Annotated in this window: 19 protein-coding genes and 1 CRISPR repeat array; of the genes, 9 read left to right on the top strand and 10 right to left on the bottom strand. The window is 63.8% G+C overall.

What is annotated here, in order from left to right; translation table 11 throughout:
• The first annotated feature begins 264 nt into the window (after positions 1 to 264).
• Entirely contained in the window at positions 265 to 2,559 is a 2,295-nt protein-coding gene (locus JQS30_RS01570) for an ATP-binding cassette domain-containing protein (RefSeq protein WP_213171656.1), read from the top strand.
• Between the two features lie 15 nt (positions 2,560 to 2,574).
• Here JQS30_RS01570 and JQS30_RS01565 read toward each other — a convergent pair whose 3' ends face one another.
• Positions 2,575 to 2,868: a hypothetical protein gene (locus tag JQS30_RS01565; protein ID WP_213171655.1), complete on the bottom strand. Its 294-nt coding sequence runs from the start codon at positions 2,866 to 2,868 to the stop codon at positions 2,575 to 2,577.
• Positions 2,869 to 3,022: 154 nt separating this feature from the next.
• Between JQS30_RS01565 and JQS30_RS01560 the strand changes: the two genes are divergently transcribed.
• The gene (locus JQS30_RS01560; RefSeq protein ID WP_213171654.1) at positions 3,023 to 3,268 is read left to right on the top strand and encodes a hypothetical protein; all 246 of its coding nucleotides are present in this window, start codon (positions 3,023 to 3,025) and stop codon (positions 3,266 to 3,268) included.
• 61 nt (positions 3,269 to 3,329) lie between these two features.
• Here JQS30_RS01560 and JQS30_RS01555 read toward each other — a convergent pair whose 3' ends face one another.
• Positions 3,330 to 4,679: an FAD-binding oxidoreductase gene (locus JQS30_RS01555; RefSeq protein WP_213172919.1), complete on the bottom strand. Its 1,350-nt coding sequence runs from the start codon at positions 4,677 to 4,679 to the stop codon at positions 3,330 to 3,332.
• A gap of 244 nt (positions 4,680 to 4,923) precedes the next feature.
• On the opposite strand from JQS30_RS01555, the gene JQS30_RS01550 reads away from it, so the two are divergent.
• Complete coding sequence (locus JQS30_RS01550; protein WP_213171653.1) at positions 4,924 to 5,373, top strand: MarR family winged helix-turn-helix transcriptional regulator; 450 nt, start codon at positions 4,924 to 4,926, stop codon at positions 5,371 to 5,373.
• A 308-nt stretch (positions 5,374 to 5,681) separates the two neighbouring features.
• Here the strand turns inward: JQS30_RS01550 and JQS30_RS01545 are convergent, their stop codons facing one another.
• Positions 5,682 to 6,302, bottom strand: a complete 621-nt coding sequence (locus JQS30_RS01545; protein WP_213171652.1) for a LysE family translocator — start codon at positions 6,300 to 6,302, stop codon at positions 5,682 to 5,684.
• Entirely contained in the window at positions 6,302 to 7,123 is an 822-nt protein-coding gene (locus JQS30_RS01540; protein ID WP_213171651.1) for a metallophosphoesterase, read from the bottom strand. Before JQS30_RS01540 ends, JQS30_RS01545 begins: the two co-directional genes overlap by 1 nt.
• 41 nt (positions 7,124 to 7,164) lie before the next feature.
• Between JQS30_RS01540 and JQS30_RS01535 the strand changes: the two genes are divergently transcribed.
• Together JQS30_RS01535 and JQS30_RS01530 are read left to right on the top strand one after the other, a co-directional pair.
• A complete protein-coding gene (locus JQS30_RS01535; protein ID WP_213171650.1) occupies positions 7,165 to 7,734 on the top strand; it encodes a TetR/AcrR family transcriptional regulator in 570 nt (189 codons plus the stop codon).
• Positions 7,735 to 7,886: 152 nt separating this feature from the next.
• A complete protein-coding gene (locus tag JQS30_RS01530; protein WP_213171649.1) occupies positions 7,887 to 9,209 on the top strand; it encodes a carboxylesterase family protein in 1,323 nt (440 codons plus the stop codon).
• Positions 9,210 to 9,247: 38 nt separating this feature from the next.
• On the opposite strand, the gene JQS30_RS01525 is transcribed toward JQS30_RS01530, so the two are convergent.
• On the bottom strand, positions 9,248 to 10,195 hold the full coding sequence (locus JQS30_RS01525; RefSeq protein ID WP_213171648.1) for an NAD(P)/FAD-dependent oxidoreductase: 948 nt from the start codon (positions 10,193 to 10,195) through the stop codon (positions 9,248 to 9,250).
• Between the two features lie 85 nt (positions 10,196 to 10,280).
• Positions 10,281 to 11,120 (bottom strand): class I SAM-dependent methyltransferase, encoded by an 840-nt coding sequence (locus JQS30_RS01520; protein ID WP_213171647.1) that lies wholly within the window; start codon positions 11,118 to 11,120, stop codon positions 10,281 to 10,283.
• A gap of 47 nt (positions 11,121 to 11,167) precedes the next feature.
• Between JQS30_RS01520 and JQS30_RS01515 the strand changes: the two genes are divergently transcribed.
• The gene (locus JQS30_RS01515; RefSeq protein WP_213171646.1) at positions 11,168 to 11,812 is read left to right on the top strand and encodes a helix-turn-helix domain-containing protein; all 645 of its coding nucleotides are present in this window, start codon (positions 11,168 to 11,170) and stop codon (positions 11,810 to 11,812) included.
• A 45-nt stretch (positions 11,813 to 11,857) separates the two neighbouring features.
• A CRISPR array of direct repeats spans positions 11,858 to 12,373; the repeat unit is 28 nt; unit sequence GGTTCATCCCCGCGTGCGCGGGGAGCAT.
• 49 nt (positions 12,374 to 12,422) lie between these two features.
• On the opposite strand, the gene JQS30_RS01510 is transcribed toward JQS30_RS01515, so the two are convergent.
• The gene (locus tag JQS30_RS01510; protein ID WP_213171645.1) at positions 12,423 to 13,280 is read right to left on the bottom strand and encodes a protein phosphatase 2C domain-containing protein; all 858 of its coding nucleotides are present in this window, start codon (positions 13,278 to 13,280) and stop codon (positions 12,423 to 12,425) included.
• A gap of 149 nt (positions 13,281 to 13,429) precedes the next feature.
• Positions 13,430 to 14,887, bottom strand: coding sequence for an MFS transporter (locus tag JQS30_RS01505; RefSeq protein ID WP_213171644.1), 1,458 nt, complete (start codon positions 14,885 to 14,887; stop codon positions 13,430 to 13,432).
• 87 nt (positions 14,888 to 14,974) lie between these two features.
• On the opposite strand from JQS30_RS01505, the gene JQS30_RS01500 reads away from it, so the two are divergent.
• Positions 14,975 to 15,673 carry a MerR family transcriptional regulator gene (locus JQS30_RS01500; RefSeq protein WP_213171643.1) on the top strand — a complete coding sequence of 233 codons (699 nt, stop codon included), beginning with the start codon at positions 14,975 to 14,977 and terminating at the stop codon, positions 15,671 to 15,673.
• Positions 15,674 to 15,963: 290 nt separating this feature from the next.
• Here the strand turns inward: JQS30_RS01500 and JQS30_RS01495 are convergent, their stop codons facing one another.
• Together JQS30_RS01495 and JQS30_RS01490 are read right to left on the bottom strand one after the other, a co-directional pair.
• A complete protein-coding gene (locus JQS30_RS01495; protein ID WP_213171642.1) occupies positions 15,964 to 16,635 on the bottom strand; it encodes a VOC family protein in 672 nt (223 codons plus the stop codon).
• Between the two features lie 165 nt (positions 16,636 to 16,800).
• Positions 16,801 to 17,259, bottom strand: a complete 459-nt coding sequence (locus JQS30_RS01490; RefSeq protein ID WP_213171641.1) for an SRPBCC domain-containing protein — start codon at positions 17,257 to 17,259, stop codon at positions 16,801 to 16,803.
• A gap of 47 nt (positions 17,260 to 17,306) precedes the next feature.
• Here JQS30_RS01490 and JQS30_RS01485 point away from each other — a divergent pair, with 47 nt between their 5' ends.
• Together JQS30_RS01485 and JQS30_RS01480 are read left to right on the top strand one after the other, a co-directional pair.
• Positions 17,307 to 17,630, top strand: coding sequence for an ArsR/SmtB family transcription factor (locus tag JQS30_RS01485; protein WP_425498844.1), 324 nt, complete (start codon positions 17,307 to 17,309; stop codon positions 17,628 to 17,630).
• Positions 17,631 to 17,712: 82 nt separating this feature from the next.
• Entirely contained in the window at positions 17,713 to 18,240 is a 528-nt protein-coding gene (locus JQS30_RS01480) for a MarR family winged helix-turn-helix transcriptional regulator (RefSeq protein WP_213171639.1), read from the top strand.
• Positions 18,241 to 18,450 lie beyond the last annotated feature (210 nt).

Below are 18,450 nucleotides of genomic sequence, written 5' to 3'. Positions count from 1 at the left end.
CTCAGTGCCATTCGCCGATCACCAACAACCGCCTTCTGGGAATGGGTTCCATGGCCTCCGCCGGTGCCCTCTCGGATGCGAAAGCGTCCACAGTTCAGTCGCGAAGAAGGTTGCGCGACTGCCGCCTCGACGATGCCCGCGTGCGTCGACATCACGGTAGCGGCACCGCTATCACCATCGGCGGCGACATGTCCTTTGCATCAGCTGGCTATTCGCACTAGCCACGGTGCCCCCCTTACTCATTCGTACCTATCGGAGGCTTTCATGACAACCACAACCCCCGACGTGATCCGCGTGCGCGGAGCCCGTCAAAACTCACTTCGCAACATTGACGTAGATGTACCCAAGCATCAGCTCGTAGTCGTCACCGGCGTGTCGGGCTCGGGCAAGTCCTCATTGGTGTTCGACACGATCGCGGCCGAATCAGCGCGCCAACTTAACCAGACATTTTCGGCATTCGCCCAAGGCCGGCTGCCTAGCTATGCCCAACCTGATGTGGACCTACTGGAGAATCTCTCGGCCGTCATCGTGGTTGACCAGCAGCGCCTCTCCGGTGGACCGCGCTCCACAGTGGGCACGATTAGCGACATCGGCGCTCGCTTGCGACTGTTGTTCTCCCGGGTTGGCGAACCAGCCGCTGGCTACTCCCATGCTTACAGCTTTAACGACCCCGCTGGTATGTGTCCCCATTGTCAAGGGCTTGGCATCGCGGCCACAGTAGTGGAATCCGAGCTGATCGACTTCAGCCGCTCCCTCAACGAAGGAGCGATCACCTTTCCCGCGTTCAAACCAGGTACGTGGCTGTGGAAAGCCTATGCCAAGTCCGGGTTTTTTGACCCAGACATGAAGATCATCGACTACCCGACCGATCTCCGTGAACTGTTCCTCCACGCACCGGCCGGCGAGCACACCCCGCCAGCCGGAATGGACGCGGTCGGCACCTCCTATGAAGGCATCCTTACCCGGTTCAACCGTATCTACCTGCAACGCGAGCCCGACTCGTTCAAAGGCGCCCAGCGCGAGGCGTTCGAGCGGATCGTCTCGCGCGGGCTTTGCCCCGAATGCCACGGCTCCCGACTCGCCGCGCCCGCCCGAGCCAGTCTCATCAATGGCAAGTCCATCGCCGACCTCAACGCGATGCAGATCAGCGACCTCGCCGAGCACGTCGCGAAGATCGACGGCGAAAATGTGGCGCCCCTGGTCACGAACCTGTGTGTCCACTTGGAGCGGATGATGACGCTGGGCCTGGGTTACCTTAGCCTTGACCGCGCCACCTCTACCCTTTCTGGGGGCGAGGCCCAACGAATTAAAATGGTCCGCCATCTCGGTAGCGCTTTGGCCGATATGCTCTACGTTTTCGATGAACCCACGGTGGGCCTGCATCCTCGCGATGTCGCTGCCTTGGGGCAGCTGCTTTTGGCGCTGCGAGATCGCGGCAACACCGTGCTCGTGGTCGAACATGATCCGGACATCATGGCCATTGCCGATCACATCATCGACCTGGGTCCCGGTGCCGGGACCACCGGTGGACAGATCATCTATCAAGGCGACTACGCGGGTCTCACCCAGGCCGACACGCCCACCGGATTCGGGTTGCGCGTCGATGCTCATGCTGCTAGACCCCGGCGTGAGCCTCACGGCTGGATTGACATCGTCGGGGCCACCACCAACAACCTCCGGGATGTCTCCACCGGTATCCCACGTGGGGTGATGACGACCGTGACGGGGGTGGCCGGGTCAGGGAAGTCCAGCTTGGTGCTCGGAAACCTCCCCACAGTCGAACCCGATGCGGTCGTGATCGACCAACGCCCTATCCGTGGGTCGCGTCGCTCTAATCCAGCCACTTTCACCGGCATGCTCAATCTCATTCGCGACGTGTTCGCCAAGTCCACCGGAGCTCCATCCGGGCTGTTCACCCCCAATTCCATTGGAGGATGCACCGCCTGTGAAGGCAACGGCGTTATCTATACCGACCTGGCCTTCATGGACGGCGTGGTCACTAGCTGCGAAGTGTGTCAGGGGCGGCGCTTCACCCCGCAAGCCCAAGAACATACTGTCGCTGGCGCGAACATCGCCGATGTGTTTGAGATGAGTGTCAAGGAAGCACTGGACTATTTCACCCAGCCCAAGATCACTCGTGTTTTGTCCCGGCTACACGACGTCGGGCTGGACTATCTCACTTTGGGACAGACGCTCACCAGCCTCTCCGGCGGCGAACGTCAGCGGCTCAAACTGGCGAACGAACTGGCCACCCCCGGCCGCACGATCATCCTCGACGAGCCAACCACAGGGCTGCACCTGGCCGATATCTCCCGCCTAGTCGGGCTGCTCGACCGGCTCATCGACGCCGGGTCGACGCTGGTGGTTATCGAGCACAACCTCGACATCATCGCCGCCGCCGATTGGATCATCGACATCGGCCCCGAGGCCGGACACGACGGCGGCCAGGTCATCTTCGAGGGCACCCCGGACCAGATGACCGTCGACAGCAACACCCACACCGCCGAACATCTTCGCCGCCACCTCGCTGGCCGATCACGCACTCCCGCCGCCATGTGAACAGTTCGAGTCGTCCTACGGGCCTGCGGCGCCCGCCAGTCCTCCCAAAGCCACAGCCGCATGGAGCGGAAGGAGGTTGTTTCCGAGAGCGGTGAACTGCTGGTTGGCGGTGAGCCCATGATTGGACTCGGTAACCCGGCCTCGTTCGAGGCCCATCAGCCACTCCACGAACTCAGGCGCGGGCCGTGGCCCCTTCGCCTCGTTCAAGAGCGCTGGTGCGGGGGCAGGCCGTCCGGTGATGTGTTCCCAGCGGGCGATAGCTGGGGCGTAGCGTCCCCAGCGGCGAAGATGTCCTCGATCAGGAACCACAGTGTCTCCGACTCGGCGCTCTGCCTCGGTGATCCAGCCGGTCCGCGCAGTGCCAGGTCGATGATCTGATGAGACAACGCGATCGTCCCGCGACGAGCTCCGCACCTGTTCCAGGCTCTCCCCGACCCGCGGCAAGCACGCCAATCGTGTCTACGTGATCCTCGACCGAGCCGACGACCACGCTAGCCCGCATCCGGGTGACAACCCCGACGCCGCGATCCCCGTAGAACTCGGCGAATCAGCGCCACGAGGGGCGTGCGCGGGTTTGAGAACCACCCAGCGAGGTGCGCAACACCTGAACAGCAAAAAGACCCGCTCACCAGTGATCACGCTGGAGGCGGGTCTCTTTGTCGAATGCGGCTGTGTGCTGCCAACGGCGGCCAGAAGCTGCTATCTGTGACCTAGCGCCCTAAACGACCACTATGGACGTTCCTAGCGTGATCCGCTTCCTTGCCCTGAACCTACGCCGGATCAATATTCAAGTTGGAGAAGAAGACATTATCCGGGTCGTAGCGGCGCTTCACCTCGCGCAACCGAGGGAGGGTCTCACCCGGAAAGGCGTTGGTCACGTCGTCGCCGGTGAGCCTATCGCCTAGGAAATTGCCATAAAGCCCGGTCAGGCCAAGAGCGGAGCGGGCCCGTGTGGCCCAGGCGGCGCCTTCGTCTGCTTTGGCGGGATCGTAAGTGCCAGCGACGACGGCGACGCTGGCCTGGTGGTGCCGGTAGGCGAAAGCGGTGCCCTGCGGCGGCACCTCGGCAATTGCTCCCCCCATAAACCGCAGCTGGATAGAGGCCAGTTCGATGGCCGAGGTTTCGACAGCGTCGATCGCAGAGGCTGCCCATGCACGGTCGATACTGCTGATAAAGCCCGAACTCACCGCTACGCGAGGCTTCTCCGGAGCCGCAGGCGGACCTTCGACCATCTCCGGGTAAGGCTTTTGTGTCACTGTGTCGATGATCGGTTGACCCAATGCGCGCAAGCCTGCGAAGACCTTTTCCGCGTCGCGCGCGCTGCCAGAGTGGCACAGGAAGAGCATCAGCGCCAAAGTTCCGTGAATCTCTTCTGGGATCCACGGAATAGGGGGAACAATCATCAGATTCAGCATGGCCCCGAGTTCTCGCGGCGCCGCCGCTACCGCTGCTGTGACGGCGACAAGTAGGTCCGGGTCAGCGTTGAAGCCCAGTAGGCCGCCGGTGATGGTTCCGGCTGGCCGCAGGTCATAGCGCAGCTGGGTCACCACGCCGAAGTTACCGCCGCCTCCGCGCAGTGCCCAGAACAGTTCGGGGTGTTCCTCGTGGCTGGCGGTCACCAAACTGCCGTCAGCTAGGACCAAATCCGCAGAGCGCAAGTTGTCGATGGTGAGGCCATCTCGGCGGCTGAGGAACCCGAGTCCACCGCCGAGGGTGAGACCGGCGATGCCCACGGTCGGAGAGTCACCGAAGCCGGTGCTCAGTTCGTGCTGATGAGCGGCGGCATTATAGTCCCCGGCTAGCACGCCTCCACCAGCCGTGCCGATGCGCCCTTTGGGGTCCATGTGAAGGGCGTTGAGTTTGCGAGTATCGAGGGTTACCGACCCGTCGGCGATGGCACGAGGGGTGTGACCGCCCGAGCGCACGGTCAAGGGCACGCCGTGGTGGTGTGTTTCGCGCACCACCACGGCGACCTCTTCGGCGCTGGTCGGCCGCACGGCTGCCAGCGGGACACGGCCAGGAGAAGCAAAGAAGGTCTCAGTGGCAGTGGCATAGCCCGGTGAGCCCGGCGGGAGCAGTTGCTGGCGTAGAACGGTCTCTAGGGTGGCGTACGGGGTCATGAATCCTCCAGTGTGGTCACGTCGGCATAGGAACGTAGACTCGCAAAGATACTTCGATATCTAACACTTCGTTATCTAAGTGTTTGTGCAACAGTACCTTGCGCATGGTCGACGAGCTAACCGATTTAGGCCCACTACGCGCAAAGCAACCACCCCTGCCGCTGTGCACCGCCAAATGGAGCAACTCAACCTGTTCCACGCGGTGCTAGAAAGTTCCTGGCCATAGGCTCGTAAGCTGTGGGGCATGATCGACTGGAGCAAAAAGCCGGTGGCAGCGCTCATCAGGCACGTGGACCAGCACACCAGCCAGGCGGCGGAGACTATTTTCGCCCGGCATGGTGGCAGCCGCTCCATCTACTTCATCTTGCTGGCACTGCATGAACTAGAGATCCACACCCAGCGCGAACTGGCCGCCGCCGTCGATATCCGCGAGGCCACGCTGAGCCACCATCTGAAGGTGATGGGTGATCTTGGCCTCATCAGTCGCTACCGGCATCCACACAACCAGCGCGTGCAACAGATCTTGCTCACAGACCAGGGCAAAGAGCTCTACGCGCGGCTGCGTGAGGCCATCAGAGATTTCGATGCCCACTTGCGGGCGGCCGCTGGAACGGACGAGGACCTAGCCCGGCTGTTCGCCATGGGGCCCCGCATTGCCGCCGCAGCCGACGAATACATTGGTCGCACCGAGTAGAAGCCTCTCACCTGCCGCCACCGGCGACCCGTTGCTAGCTTCCTGGGTGATTGCGCGGCTGGCTAAGAGCCTCCTTCGCATGTGGATGTCAAGGCGGCTAATCGCGCGGTTGTTGCGAACCGCGTCGGTTTCTCCGCACACCGGGCCAGCCTCCTCACAGACATTTCGAGGGCGCGTAGTCGCCGGTTTTGAAGTCCATGTTGTACGAACCACCGCTGGCTTCACACGTGTTGAAGCATGGCTGGTTGAACCTTGAGGCCTATGCAAGAGTGCACAACCTTCGGAGCCTCCCTTTACGCCAAACCGACCTATGAGGCCATGTTCGCGACCGGGGCGGCCATGTAGAGGCCCCAACCCATCATCATCAGACCTGAGGCCGCGTAGGCACAGCGCTGGGCCCGCACCGATCCGACCAGGCCGGGTACGCCAATGGCACCCCAGTTCACCAGGAATAGCCATAGGGTGTGCAACCCCATGTGGATAGCGGCGAAGGCCAGGAGAAGTGTCAGCCCGCGCAACTGTGGGGAGGCCAAGCTTGGAACCACCACCAAGTAGAGACTGAGTGCCTTGGGGTTGGCCACCACGGTCACGAACGACCAGCGCACCAGCCGTGACGTGTCCGGAGCGTCGGCCACTTCGGTATCGCGCCCGAACCCTTTGCGCAGCAAGATCAACCCAAAGCAGATCAGTACCGCCCCGCCTGTCACCTCCAGCATCGAGCGACCCAGCAGGTTGGCGGTCAGTGCTTCACCCAGGCCCGTCGCTCCCACGAGAAATGCCATGACGAAGGTGCCCCCAGCGGTTCCCGCCATGACGTAAAGCCAGGCCAGACGCAACCCGCTGGCGGCATGGGAAAGCGTGAGCGCAAAGCTCGCGCCCGGACTGAGGACGAAGGGGATGGCAACACCCACCAGGGTGAGCAGCTCCACTAGGTGGTCCCCGACGGCTCAGGGCTCAAGTAGTGGAACACCGAGGTCAGGTGGCATCCGGGCCGCAGGGTGTGAATCGCCAGGCCCGGCATCGCCGCGTCGTCGGCGACGGGGTTTACGCGGCTGCCCAGCCGCATTGTCGAGACGATGCCCGGCGCGCCCAGGAGGGGTTTGCCGGCGAATGTTGACGACAGGGCGGTGTGAATGTGGCCGGTGAGGACCGCGACCACCGCTGGCTCGGCCGCAAGCTGCGCCAAGGCAGCGGGTTCATGTAGGCCGTAGCGGTCCATGACGTGGTGTCCCACCGGCACGGGCGGGTGGTGCAGGGAGAGGAAGACCGGCCCGGTCGCCTCGGCGATGGCGGCATGGCCGAACTCGATTGTCTGCGCGTCGAGGCGACCCTCGATGGCATTTTCCACCAGGCTGTCGAGACCGACGATTCTCACGCCACCGACGTCGATGACCGAGTTGAGCCGCCCGTTTTCATCGGGCGTCATGTGCGCCGACATGGCGGCCCGCAGGTCGTGGTTGCCGGGCACGACTATGGATGGCTGGGGCACGTCAAAGAGCGTGAAGAACTGTTCATATTCCGGTGCGGCTCCATGGTCGGAGATGTCGCCGGTCACCACGACCGCGTCGATGTCGTTCAGTTCGGCCAGTTGCGCCATGACCCTGGCGAAACGCCGGGCTCGTTCGACGCTGGTGTCCACGTGGGGGTCGGAAAGATGGGCGATCACGACCTGTCGGTCGTGATCCTCGGCGAGGTGGTCTGCGGTGGTACCGGATTGGGGTGTGGCCGCAGTGGGGTCTGCTGTGCTCATCACTCAAACATACCTATAGGTAGGTATGCTATAAGTACGGGGTGACACAAACCGGCATATCGCGAGGCCAGGCAGCGCGAGAGCGACTCATCACGGCAGCGCAAGAACTCTTCTGGGAAAACGGAGTCGCGGCGACAACGCCTCGACAGGTACTGGCGCGCAGTGGCGTTGGGCACGGCAGTCTCTACCACCACTTCCCGACCAAACGGGCGCTAGCCATCGCGGCCATCCAACGCACCTCGGAACAAGCCCTGGCCAGGGCCCTCGCGGTACTCAACCAGGACCGCCCCGCGCGCGAACGGCTGCGCGCCTTCCTGACCCGCCAACGCGACGCCTTGGCGGGCTGCCGAATCGGACGGTTGACCGCCGACCCCGACGTCATGGCCGATGCGGAAATGCGAGAACCCATTCGCCGCTACTTCACCGCGCTAGTCGAAGCCCTGGCCACAGTGATCGCCGAAACGGGCGTGCCCCTCACAACGGCAACGGCGCGAGCGACCACGGTGGCGGCCGTGGTGCAAGGCGGCTATGTGCTCGCACGCGCTGGTGGCGACGCCCACGCACTGGAACGCGCCACCTCTGGCCTCATGGACCTACTCGAAGGTGACTGAGTCCTTGCTCATACTCTCCGATACGAAACGCCTGTTCATCGCACTGGCGCATCCTGAAAGTGCGACCCCTGCGACGCTACCGCTTGGTATCGTGTGGGCCCACAGACCTCACTAAAAGCCCACGCTGCGGACCAAGCCATAAGGATGCCGTCATGACCTCGCAACCCGTGTTCGACCCCGCGTGCGGCCCGGTCGTGGGCTACGTCGACGGACCAGTCATCCGCGCCCGTGGCATCCCCTACGCCACCGCCGAGCGATTCGAGCAACCGCGCCCCGTCGCCGACTGGACCACCCCATTCCACGCCACTACAGCCTCACCGGCCTGCCCACAACCGCCCGCCCCCAACCTGGAAGCCGTCGTCGGACATCCCACCGGCAACCTTCCCGAAGACGAGCGCTGCCAGAACCTATCGGTCACCACCCCACTGGACCGCGCAGAGGGCGAGCTGCTACCGGTCATGGTGTGGATACACGGCGGCTCCTATGTCTCCGGAGCAGGCGACGCCCCCGGCTACGACCCCACCTCCATCGTCTCCGAACAGCGCATCGTGGTCGTGGCCATCAACTACCGTCTCGGAGTCCTCGGGTACTTGGGCGGCCAAGACCGCTCCCCCCACCTGGGGCTGTGCGACCAGATCGCCGCCCTAGCCTGGATACAACGCAATATCGAGGCCTTCGGCGGGGACGCGCGGCAAGTAACCGTCGCCGGGCACTCAGCAGGCGGAGACGCCGTCGCCCACCTCATGGCCACTCCCCAAGCCACAGAACTATTCACCCGCGCCATCATCCAAAGCGCCCCGCTGGGACTCTCACGTGGCCGAGGGCGGATGCGCACGGCGATGGCCAAGGCTGGCGCGGCCCTCGACCAGACCTCATCAATGCAGGAGCTCTTCGACGCGCAAGCGGCCATCTCCGCAGTGGGGGCTCGCTTCGGCCTGAAAGGAGCGATGCCCTTTGGCACTGGCTATGGTGCCGACCCACTACCGCCAGAGGAAGGCATCGCGGCAGCCTGGGACGCCGCAGCCCCCGACATAGACGTGCTCATCGGCTCCACGGCCGATGAAGTCCGCCTATTCGTCCCCGCCGTCCCCTCCGCCCAGCGACTCTTCGCCACTCCAGTGGTCGGCAAACGCATCGGCGCGGCCCTCAGCCGGACCATGACAAACAAGATCTACGCGACACCGGCCCGCCGTTTCGCCCAACGCCACCGAGACGCCGGCGGCCGGGCATTTCGATACGAGTTCACCTGGGCGGCACCAAACAACCCGTTCGGGGCCGCCCACGCCATCGAAATCCCGTTCCTCTTCGGCGTCAAGGAAGCCTGGGACGGCATGCAGCTATTGCGCGGCGCTTCCTGGGAGGACGTCAACGCCCACGGAAAAATCATGCGACAGCTCTGGGCGGCCTTCGTCCGCGGCGAACAACTCTCCGAAAGCTGCACCCTGCTCAACCTCCTGACCTACAGCAAGGCCTAAACGCGGCACAGGCTGCCCCAGGCGCATGGCCACCTGCCTTAGGACACAGCCGTAGCCTTTCGCTCCACAGCTACGCGCGCCTCCTCAGTGGCAAGATCGACGTTGATCGCGACCCCGGCCAACACACCGGCGCTGGCGGCCATGGAAACCATCGCCATCAGGTCACTGGAATTGCCCGCCGCCCACACCCCGGGAATCTCGGTCTGGCCCCGCTCCTGGGTGGGAATAAACGCACCTTGCGGATGCTGTTCCACCGTGCCACCAAGCTGCTCGTACAGCTGCGTGTGCGCGATAAACCGGGGAGCCACGACCACGGCGTCGGCGGCGAAGTCTTCGCCGCTGGCCAAAACCACCGACCGTACCGCGTCGTCCCCTTCCAGCCGGGCGACCTCACCGGTTACCACCGTGATGCCAAGGGCATCCAGTTCGGCCCAGGCCTGCTCACCCGGGTCGGGCATGTCGTGAGCAAAGAGGGTGACATCGTCACTGAGCTGCCGAAACAACAGGGCCTGGTGAATGCTCATGGGCCCGGAGGCGAGGATGCCGATGCGCTGCCCCTTGACTTCCCAGCCGTGACAGTAGGGGCAGTGCAAGACGGTCGTGCCCCAGAATTTCCGCACTCCCGGCAGGTCGGGAAGCTGGTCGCTCAGGCCCGTCGCGAGCAGGACCCGGCGCGCGGCCACGCTCTGGCCACCGGCGAGGTCGACCTCGAAGCCTATTTCGGTGCGACGAGCCGCGACGGCTCGATCATTGCGAAACTGGGCCCCAAAACGCTCGGCTTCGCCGCGCCCGGTGGCCAACAGTTCCTGGGGGTCAACGCCCTCCCGGCCAAGGACATTGTGTGCCGCATGTGAGACGGCATTGCGGGGCTGGCCATCGTCAATGACGAGGACTTGCCGCAGGGAACGGGCCAATGCGACGGCTGCGCTCAACCCCGCCGCCCCTCCCCCGATGATGGCCACGTCGTAGGTTTCTTCGGTACTCATAGTGGTTCTCCTTGCCCTTCAGTGTTCGTTATTGAGGTGATTCTGTGGTTGGTCTCTCGCGACGCATCGGCATCCCGTGCCGCGCTCAGGCTTTGCGAGCCGCCCAGGCAGTCCGGCTTCCTCGCACGCGCAGGTCGGGCCGATGTAGTAGCGAGTCCGGGCCGTCCTCAGCTAGCAGCGCATCGAGGACGCGCAGGTCGTCTTCCCCCAGCTGATCTGCGACGGCGTCGCGTAGGCGACCGAAGTAGGTGTGTGCGTAGAGCCCGGCCGCAGGCGGCGCTGGGCGCAATTCGTAGGCGAAAATGCGCTGTTGCAGCACTTCGAATCCGGCGCTTTCGAGGTGTGAATGCCAGTTCGGGTGGGCGTTCCAGTTGCGGCCAGCCACGGCTTGTCGACAACGTTCCTCCAGGCCCGGTTGGCCCAATCCGATGTCCTGGGGCAGAAATCGCGGATGGGAATCCATCTCGATCACGGCCAGGAGGCCCCCAGGCGCCAGCGCCGCGTGGACGTCGCGCAGGGCCCGGTCGGCATCGGACAGGTGATGCAGCGAGGAGGCCGCCCACACCACATCGACCCCACCGACCTCGGGCCAGGCTTGGTCGAGGTCAGCCTCGACGATGCGCAGCCGCCGCGTCAGGCCGAGGCTGCGGGCAGCTGTTCGGAGCCGGTCGAGCATCGTCGGCGAGACGTCGAGCGCGACCAGGTCGGCCGTGGCGAAACGCTGGGCTAGGGCCAACGTGCCGGTGCCGGTGCCCGCGCCTAGGTCGACCACGGTGCGCGGCGAGGAGGGCGCATGCGATGCGACCCAGGAGATCACCTCCTCCAGGTGATCTTTCAGCACTGCGGCGTCCAAATCGAGCATGTCCGCCATATGGCTGGAGCGGTGGGCGTGGACTTCGGTGTGGGTGTGCGAGTGCGGTGACATCGTTCAAAATTAGCCACCGTATGCCCCTAGCGCATACACTCTTGCCTATGACGCAAGAAATTGCCCTCGACGCGATGGTCCGCCAGCGCATCCGTGGTTTGCGGCTCGCGCGCGGCTGGTCGCTGGACTCCCTGGCAGCGCGCTGCTACCTCAGCCCGTCAACCCTGAGCCGGATCGAAACCGGGCATCGCCGCATCGCCCTAGATCAGCTGGTGTCGATCGCGCGCGCCCTCGAAACCACACTTGATCAGCTGGTGGAGCCCACCGACGACGAAGACGTGGTCATCCGGCCCCAGCCATCACATGCGCCGGGAGTAACCACCTGGATTCTCTCCGGCGAACGCGGCCTCAACGGCGTGACAGTCGCCAAGATGCGATTCACCGCCGAGGAAAACTTCTGGCCCGAACAACTGCACGTCCACCCAGGGCGTGAGTGGTTCACCGTCATGTCCGGGGTCATCCGATTGCTGCTGGGCGAGCGCACCATCCTCATCCACGAGGGAAACGCGGCCGAATTCTCCACCATGGTGCCCCACGTCTTCGGCGCGCACGAGGGAGAAGCGGAAATCTTGAGCATCTTTGACCGCTCCGGCGAGCGCGCCCACCTGCACAACCGCAGCAGCGCGCAACCGGCGGCGACCGAAACCAAAGAGCAGGACGAAGCAACGGCCGCCGACGACTTACCCCACTAGCGCGGGGAGCATCGGCACAGGCTACGTCATTCATCCATGTCATAGGGTTCATCCCCGCGTGCGCGGGGAGCATCTGTGTTCTTCGTGCCCTGTCCGGCAGCCCTGTGGTTCATCCCCGCGTGCGCGGGGAGCATAGCCCAAACGGCCCGGCCGATCCGTCTTCGGACGGTTCATCCCCGCATGCGCGGGGAGCATAGTTTGAGTTTGCGGTGGTCCACCGGTGGCATGGGTTCATCCCCGCGTGCGCGGGGAGCATTGCAGCGGGCGGCGGGTGCGGCCTCTGTCCGCGGGTTCATCCCCGCATGCGCGGGGAGCATTCGTTTTTGGTTTTTACGCGCTGAAACTCTCGGGGTTCATCCCCGCGTGCGCGGGGAGCATACACGTTCGCATCGGCGCGGAATAGCGGCATAGGGTTCATCCCCGCGTGCGCGGGGAGCATTTGACGCTAGGGGCTAGGTTGTGGGAAGCGCCCGGTTCATCCCCGCGTGCGCGGGGAGCATGTGGATTAAAAGGACACAGCGACCGCATACCTGGGTTCATCCCCGCGTGCGCGGGGAGCATACTTATTGACCTGCGGCGCAGTGGCGCATTGCCGTGGTTTTACTTCAGTTTAGCGGCCGGCCGCGCGCGGCGCAGCGGACACAACCGGCGTTGAGGCAGCTGTGTATCCACCGGTTGCCTTGGGCCGCTTAATGTGCAGGATCACTCCGGTGGCATCGTCATGGATTTTGGCCCGCCGGTGAGACTGCGACTGGGCAACTTCGGCTGCTCTGAGGTCTGCCAAGAGCCGCCCCATGCCGTCGGTTGCTCCGGTTCGCACTAGGGTCGCCCAGTCATAGTCGTACCGTTGCACCAATCTGGTCAGCCCGTCACTAAAGAGTCCGACCAGCGCATCGGCTGCGAGGGGCGCGGTGCCGGTGAATGCTTGGGTCGCGGCGTGCGATTCTGCCGCGGCCACCCAATATCCTCCGGGCCGGTTGCGGACTGTCGCCACATAGTCAGGGCCATATCGATGGATTCCGCCGACGTCTACTGCCGCTGGCGGGTCGGCCAGGCGTTCCAGCCGGTCGTCCGACTCCACGTGGGTTCGCTGGTCACTGCCGTGCCATACGACCGCGCAGTCGCCGAGTACCAGCCATTCGAGGTGACCGTCGCGTTCACGCGCGATCGCTACGGTGGCCGCTGGCGTCAGCGGGTTCGACAGGTCGCACGAGTCCTGGTGCAGCGCCGCAACCGAGGCGATGGCCTCGGCTAGTCCCTGGGTCAGTTCCTGGTCCGGCCGCGCGAGTTGTCGGGCCAGGGCCGCGCCGAGGTGGGCGACATACCAGGGCACGTCGTGGACGCACCCATCATCGGGGTAGCGGGTGACGCCGTCGAGCACCAACGCCCAGGAGTGCGAGACCAGAAAGTAGTCCTCATTGGGCGCTGAGCCGCCTGCTTGAGAGGCGGCCGAGACGGTGGTGATCATGCGGTTCCCTTCGTCTACTCATGGCACGCGTTGGGCGATGGTGTCCCGGAGGAAAGGGAGCTCTCCCTTGGCAGCCTAGGCGGTGATGGCACCGCCGAAGGGGCGAATACTGTGGCCGCGATGGGCTCTGCGGAGTTCACGGTATCTGGCTAGACCAGCGAGCGAGTCTCTTTGTTCGCACCTGTGGCTATTGGAATTGCGGCTGCCACTGGGGCGGTTGTTGCGGGCCGGGTTCCGCGTGAGGGCAATGCCAGGGCCATGATCGCCGAGATGGCTACCAGGATGCCACAGAGGACTAGCGCGGGCCGCAGGCCGTCGACAAAGGGTTGCCCGGGCAGATATTCACCATTGGCGGTGAATATCACCGCCGCCAACGCGATTCCGCTAGCGACGCCGAGTTGGCGCAGGGTGCTGTTGACGCCCGAGGCGATGCCGTGCTCACTTTCGCATCGTCCCAGCAAGACGGCTAGGGCCAGCGGCCCAAAGGTGAGCCCCATGCCGATTCCGGCTAGCAGCATCGGGATGACGACTGCTGCGTAGGTGAGGTCGGGCGAACCGATGGCGGCCATCCAAAAGAGGGCGCAGGCTTGCAAACTCAAACCCGCGCCGAGGATGCCTTTGACGCCGTGGCGGTGGACGATGAGTCCAGCGAGGGGCGCGATGACCATGGGGGCGAGGGTCCAGGGGGCGGCGCGCAGCCCGGCTTCGAGCGCCCCGTAGCCCATCGAGATTTGTAGGAATTGGCTGAGGAGGAAGATCGAGCCGAATACCCCGGCCGAGAAGAGGAAGCCGCTGGCGTTGGCGAGGCTAAAGGTGCGGTCACCGAAGAGCCGCAGGGGCAAGAAGGCAGCCTGGCTGCGGGCGGCGTGGTAGAGGAACCCGGCCAGCGCCAGGGTGCCGATGGTCAGCCCCAGCCCGACGTAGGGGTCGGTCCATCCGCGTTCGTTGCCTTCGGCGACGGCCCACATCAGTGGCAAGACCACCAGGGTGGCCAGGGTGATTCCGTAGATGTCGAAGGGCGCGCGTCGTCCGTGAGATTCGTTGAGCGCGAGGCGAACGAGGATGAGTGCGGCTAGGCCGATGGGGATATTGATCCAGAAGATTCCTGACCAGTGGAATCCTTCGACGACGGCTCCACCGACGATGGGGCCGGTGGCGATGCCCAGGCCGTTGACGCCGCCCCAGATCCCCACGGCGAGGGCGCGTTTGTCGTCTGGCGCGGCCACAGAGAGCAGGGCCAGGGAGAGGGGGACGATGGCGGCCGCGGCGAGGCCTTGCACGGCGCGGGCGGCGATGAGTGTCTCCGGGGTGGCCGCTAGGGCGGCTGCGATTGAGGCCAGACAGAACACGACGATGCCGGCGCAGAAGATTCTGCGGCGTCCGTAGCGGTCGCCGAGGGCGGCCATGGGGAGCATGAGCGTGGCGAAGGCGATGGCGTAGGCGTTGATGAACCATTGCAGCTGCACGACTGATGCTTCAAGGTCTGCCTGGATGACGGGGAGGGCGAACATCATGACCAGGTTGTCCAGGGAGGCCATAAAGGTCGGTAGTGCGGTGGCGACGATGGCGAGGGCTAGGCCCCTCCGGTTGCGTTCTGATGCTGTCATGCTCATCCATCCACTAGATAGTGACACTATCGATCATATAAACGATAGTATAGCTATCTAGTTGGGGTATGTCGATGAAAGGCAGCCATGCGGATCTCACAACTCTCAGAACGCTCGGGCGTGCCCGTGGCGACAGTGAAGTACTACCTGCGCGAAGGGCTACTCCATCCAGGCGAAATGCTCAACGCCCGCCAACGGTCCTACGATGAAACCCACATCACCCGCTTGCACCTGATTCGGGGGCTCGTGCACGCGCTGGGCAATTCCATCGAACAAGTGCGCCTCATCTTGAACATCATCGACGGGCCTTCGCAGGACATCTTGGAGGCGATGGCACAGGCGACCCGGGCAGTGACAAACGCCGACGACCCCGCCCCGGCCTCGGCTGGCCCCACCCCGGCCACCCGGGAGCTACTCGAGAAACTGGAGTTTGACTACGACCCCGAATCGCCAGACCTGCGACGACTGGAGGATGCGCTCGCACTGGCCCAGCAGGTCGGCATTGACGTAGACCCCGATCAGCTCAGCGTCTACATTCGGGCCGTCAGAGAAATCGCCCAGGCCGATTTCGAGCGCATTCCGTGGAACGACCCCCAAGAAACGCTCCAATTCGCGGTGTTGGGCACGGCGCTATATGAACCAGTGTTGCTGGCGCTGCGGCGCTTGGCCCACTACGAGCTGGGCCTCAAACGCTCCGAAAACAGCGCTGAGGACTACGACAGTGACACCGGCGGGAAGTTGGGCGACGGGGATCAGGGACAGCGCAGGGCCGAAGGTCACGGATGAACACCGCGACGTCCCCGTCAGTTGGTGGGGCGGCCAGTCCGGCCCAGGCGGGGCGGCTCTGGTGGCGACGAAGTCACTGACCAGGTTCCACAATTGCGGACCCAATGTCGTGGCGGGAAGGGAGCGCCAGTATGCGACAGGCTGGCTTCAGTGAATGATCGGCTACGCCGGCCCAGAGGCGATGAATTGCACCAGTGGCATTGAACGCGCTCTTCCGCAGGGGTCATACGAGAAGAGCCATCCTCCACAGTGGCGCGAATTCGGCCGGGTGCCACTGTCGCCGCCTGGACTCAGTCGTCTTCGCGGCCCTCGCAGGTGCACACGCACACCTTGTTTCCCTCTGCGTCGGCCAAGACCCAAAACGCCGGAGCGAACCGATCGTCCACCAACGTGCCACCGGCCTCCACAGCAGCGGCCACCCTTTCGGTTGCCACATCGGGTGGAACGGCGATATCGAGGTGGAAACGCATCCGGCTGGGGTCCGTGTCCTCCGTGCGTTGGAACCACAAGTCCGGCAGTGAAGCCGCCGGGTCTTCCAAGTCCTTGTCAATTTTCGGGTGGTCCGCCAGACCAAGTACGGTGCGCCAAAACGGCTTAATGCCCTGGTAGTTGGGAGTATCGAGGGCAATTTCGAGACTCTGCACCTCGCGCGGCCGGGCCTCGGCACCAAGCTGTGCGGCCCGTTGGCTAATGCGTCGGGCCAAGCGCACGTCGCGCGGCGTGACCGCGCTGAGATCATGGCTTATCAACTTCACGTCCACATGCCAGGTGCGAAGGTCGACCTCCGGATAGTGGTCGACCTCCTGGGAGACCTCCCCGATCGCGTTGACCAATTCCACACCGGATGCGAAACTCCCCGTGGCGAACCGAGCCCGTAGTCGCCCGAGAATCAGCCGCCAATCGCTCAGCGTCTCATCGGAGTTGATCTGCGCTACCCGCAGTGCTTGCTGGTCACCAGTCATGTCGCGCCTCCTCGACGGTATAGCCACTTCCATGCCAACAGTGATGGACCTCACCGGCCACGGCCGATCGCAGCACCACCGGCATTAACGGTGGTGCTGCGATCATAAGCAACCAGTGCGACTAAAGTTTCACCGCTGGTCGACTCAGGAGCTAGCCAGACCTACCTACGCGTAGAAACCGGCGCGCAAGGTGATGCCGTGTTCCAGCCATGCCTTCATTGAGCACAGCATTTGCGTCCAGCCCTGACAGTTGCCAAACGAGGCTTGCAGTCCCGATTCGTCGGCTCGCCAACCTTCCTCGGAGATTGTGACCAGGGTGCGGCCATCCGCAAGCGACTCGAACCCGAAGGTCACGGTCGTTTTCACCGCCACGTCGCCGTCTTTGTCCTCGTCGGAGTCCCACCGCAAAACGATGCGCTCGTGAGGCTTCGCCTCGACAATGTCGACGGGGAACTCTCCTGGGAAATCGGCGAAATCCCAGTGCACAACGGCACCAGTCTCGACGCGGCCCTTCGCTCCACCGGTGGTGAAGTACTTCGACAGCTGATCGGGGTTCGCTACGGCCTCATAGACCTCTTCGACCGGCCGGTCAATGCGTCCCGCGATGCTGAACTTGGGTTCCATGGGTACTCCTCTCATATATGTTATATATTTATAACATGAGTTCTGAGATGGCGCCCCCGATTGACGACGACAAAGTTTTCAAAGCCCTAGCCTCCGCCACGCGCCGCCGCATCCTCGACCAACTCAAGGACCACCCCAAGACCACCGGCGAAGTGTGCGCGGCCGTCGACGACCTCGACCGCTGCACGGTCATGCAACATCTGCGCGTCCTGGAGCAGGCCGGACTCGTCATCCCGCAGCGCAAAGGCCGCGAACGCTGGAACCACCTCTCGGTTCTGCCCATCAAACACATCTACGACCGTTGGATCAGCGAGTACGCCTCACCTGCGGTCGAGGTGCTTTCCCGGCTGGAATCAGACCTCAATCAATAGGCTCCACCGGCTGGCGGCCACTACATGGCCAACGCGCCAGCCATGATCGTTGACCACAGTGACTGTTGAGTAGAATTCCGGTGTGCAGCAGTTTCCGTGGGACCCCATAGCCGAGGCTCGACAAAATTGGCGCGCGTGGGGATGGGAAGCTGCCGCCGACGGAATGGCCGCGGTCACCTCGATCATGCGCGTCCAGCAAATCTTGCTCGGGCGTATTGAAACCGTGCTCAAACCCTTCGGCATCTCGTTCGCCCGGTTCGAGATGCTGCGGCTACTACGCTTCGCACAAAATGGGCGCATGGCCATGAGCCGCGCGCGAAACCTGTTGCAAGTCCACCCCGCCAGCGTCACCAACATCGTCGACCGGCTCGAAGCAGACGGCTTCGTGCGTCGCGTCGCCCACCCCGACGATGGACGGGCCGTGCTCGTTGAGATTACCGATCAAGGCTCCGCGCTAGTGGCCGAAGCCACCGACGCGCTCAATACACACATCTTCGAAAATACGGGTTTCGCCGATACGGAACTGGCAACGCTCACCCGACTATTGGCGGACTTTCGCCGCCGCAGTGGAGACTTCGGGCCAGCGCAAGAGCCACCCGACCCGCTTTAGTCGGCCAAGGGGCGTGGTGGGCCACCCGGCGAAAAGGGGGTTCACTGTGGCGGAAGCTGGGGTTATTGCGAGCCGGTTCCATAGTGAGAATTTCTCAACCTCTTGCCCCGAAACCCAATTGTGCCCACGATTCTTTTTAGTGGTCAAGGCAATGTTGCTCACCTGTGGATAACGTCGGCCAGCACGCGGCCTGCCTGACCTATTCTGAGG

The organism is Natronoglycomyces albus, from assembly GCF_016925535.1.
GTDB classification, from domain to species: Bacteria; Actinomycetota; Actinomycetes; order Mycobacteriales; family Micromonosporaceae; genus Natronoglycomyces; species Natronoglycomyces albus.
The sequence above is the reverse complement of the archived record's forward strand: the minus strand, read 5'-3'. Positions and strand labels throughout refer to the sequence as shown.

What these genes read in the sequence shown, in the direction of transcription:
- JQS30_RS01570 (WP_213171656.1), top strand. Translation starts at nt 265, where the DNA reads ATGACAACCACAACCCCCGACGTGATCCGCGTGCGCGGAGCCCGTCAA.
- JQS30_RS01555 (WP_213172919.1), bottom strand. Translation starts at nt 4,679, where the DNA reads ATGACCCCGTACGCCACCCTAGAGACCGTTCTACGCCAGCAACTGCTC.
- JQS30_RS01550 (WP_213171653.1), top strand. Translation starts at nt 4,924, where the DNA reads ATGATCGACTGGAGCAAAAAGCCGGTGGCAGCGCTCATCAGGCACGTG.
- JQS30_RS01540 (WP_213171651.1), bottom strand. Translation starts at nt 7,123, where the DNA reads ATGAGCACAGCAGACCCCACTGCGGCCACACCCCAATCCGGTACCACC.
- JQS30_RS01530 (WP_213171649.1), top strand. Translation starts at nt 7,887, where the DNA reads ATGACCTCGCAACCCGTGTTCGACCCCGCGTGCGGCCCGGTCGTGGGC.
- JQS30_RS01525 (WP_213171648.1), bottom strand. Translation starts at nt 10,195, where the DNA reads ATGAGTACCGAAGAAACCTACGACGTGGCCATCATCGGGGGAGGGGCG.
- JQS30_RS01520 (WP_213171647.1), bottom strand. Translation starts at nt 11,120, where the DNA reads ATGTCACCGCACTCGCACACCCACACCGAAGTCCACGCCCACCGCTCC.
- JQS30_RS01515 (WP_213171646.1), top strand. Translation starts at nt 11,168, where the DNA reads ATGACGCAAGAAATTGCCCTCGACGCGATGGTCCGCCAGCGCATCCGT.
- JQS30_RS01510 (WP_213171645.1), bottom strand. Translation starts at nt 13,280, where the DNA reads ATGATCACCACCGTCTCGGCCGCCTCTCAAGCAGGCGGCTCAGCGCCC.
- JQS30_RS01505 (WP_213171644.1), bottom strand. Translation starts at nt 14,887, where the DNA reads ATGACAGCATCAGAACGCAACCGGAGGGGCCTAGCCCTCGCCATCGTC.
- JQS30_RS01500 (WP_213171643.1), top strand. Translation starts at nt 14,975, where the DNA reads ATGCGGATCTCACAACTCTCAGAACGCTCGGGCGTGCCCGTGGCGACA.
- JQS30_RS01495 (WP_213171642.1), bottom strand. Translation starts at nt 16,635, where the DNA reads ATGACTGGTGACCAGCAAGCACTGCGGGTAGCGCAGATCAACTCCGAT.
- JQS30_RS01490 (WP_213171641.1), bottom strand. Translation starts at nt 17,259, where the DNA reads ATGGAACCCAAGTTCAGCATCGCGGGACGCATTGACCGGCCGGTCGAA.
- JQS30_RS01485 (WP_425498844.1), top strand. Translation starts at nt 17,307, where the DNA reads ATGGCGCCCCCGATTGACGACGACAAAGTTTTCAAAGCCCTAGCCTCC.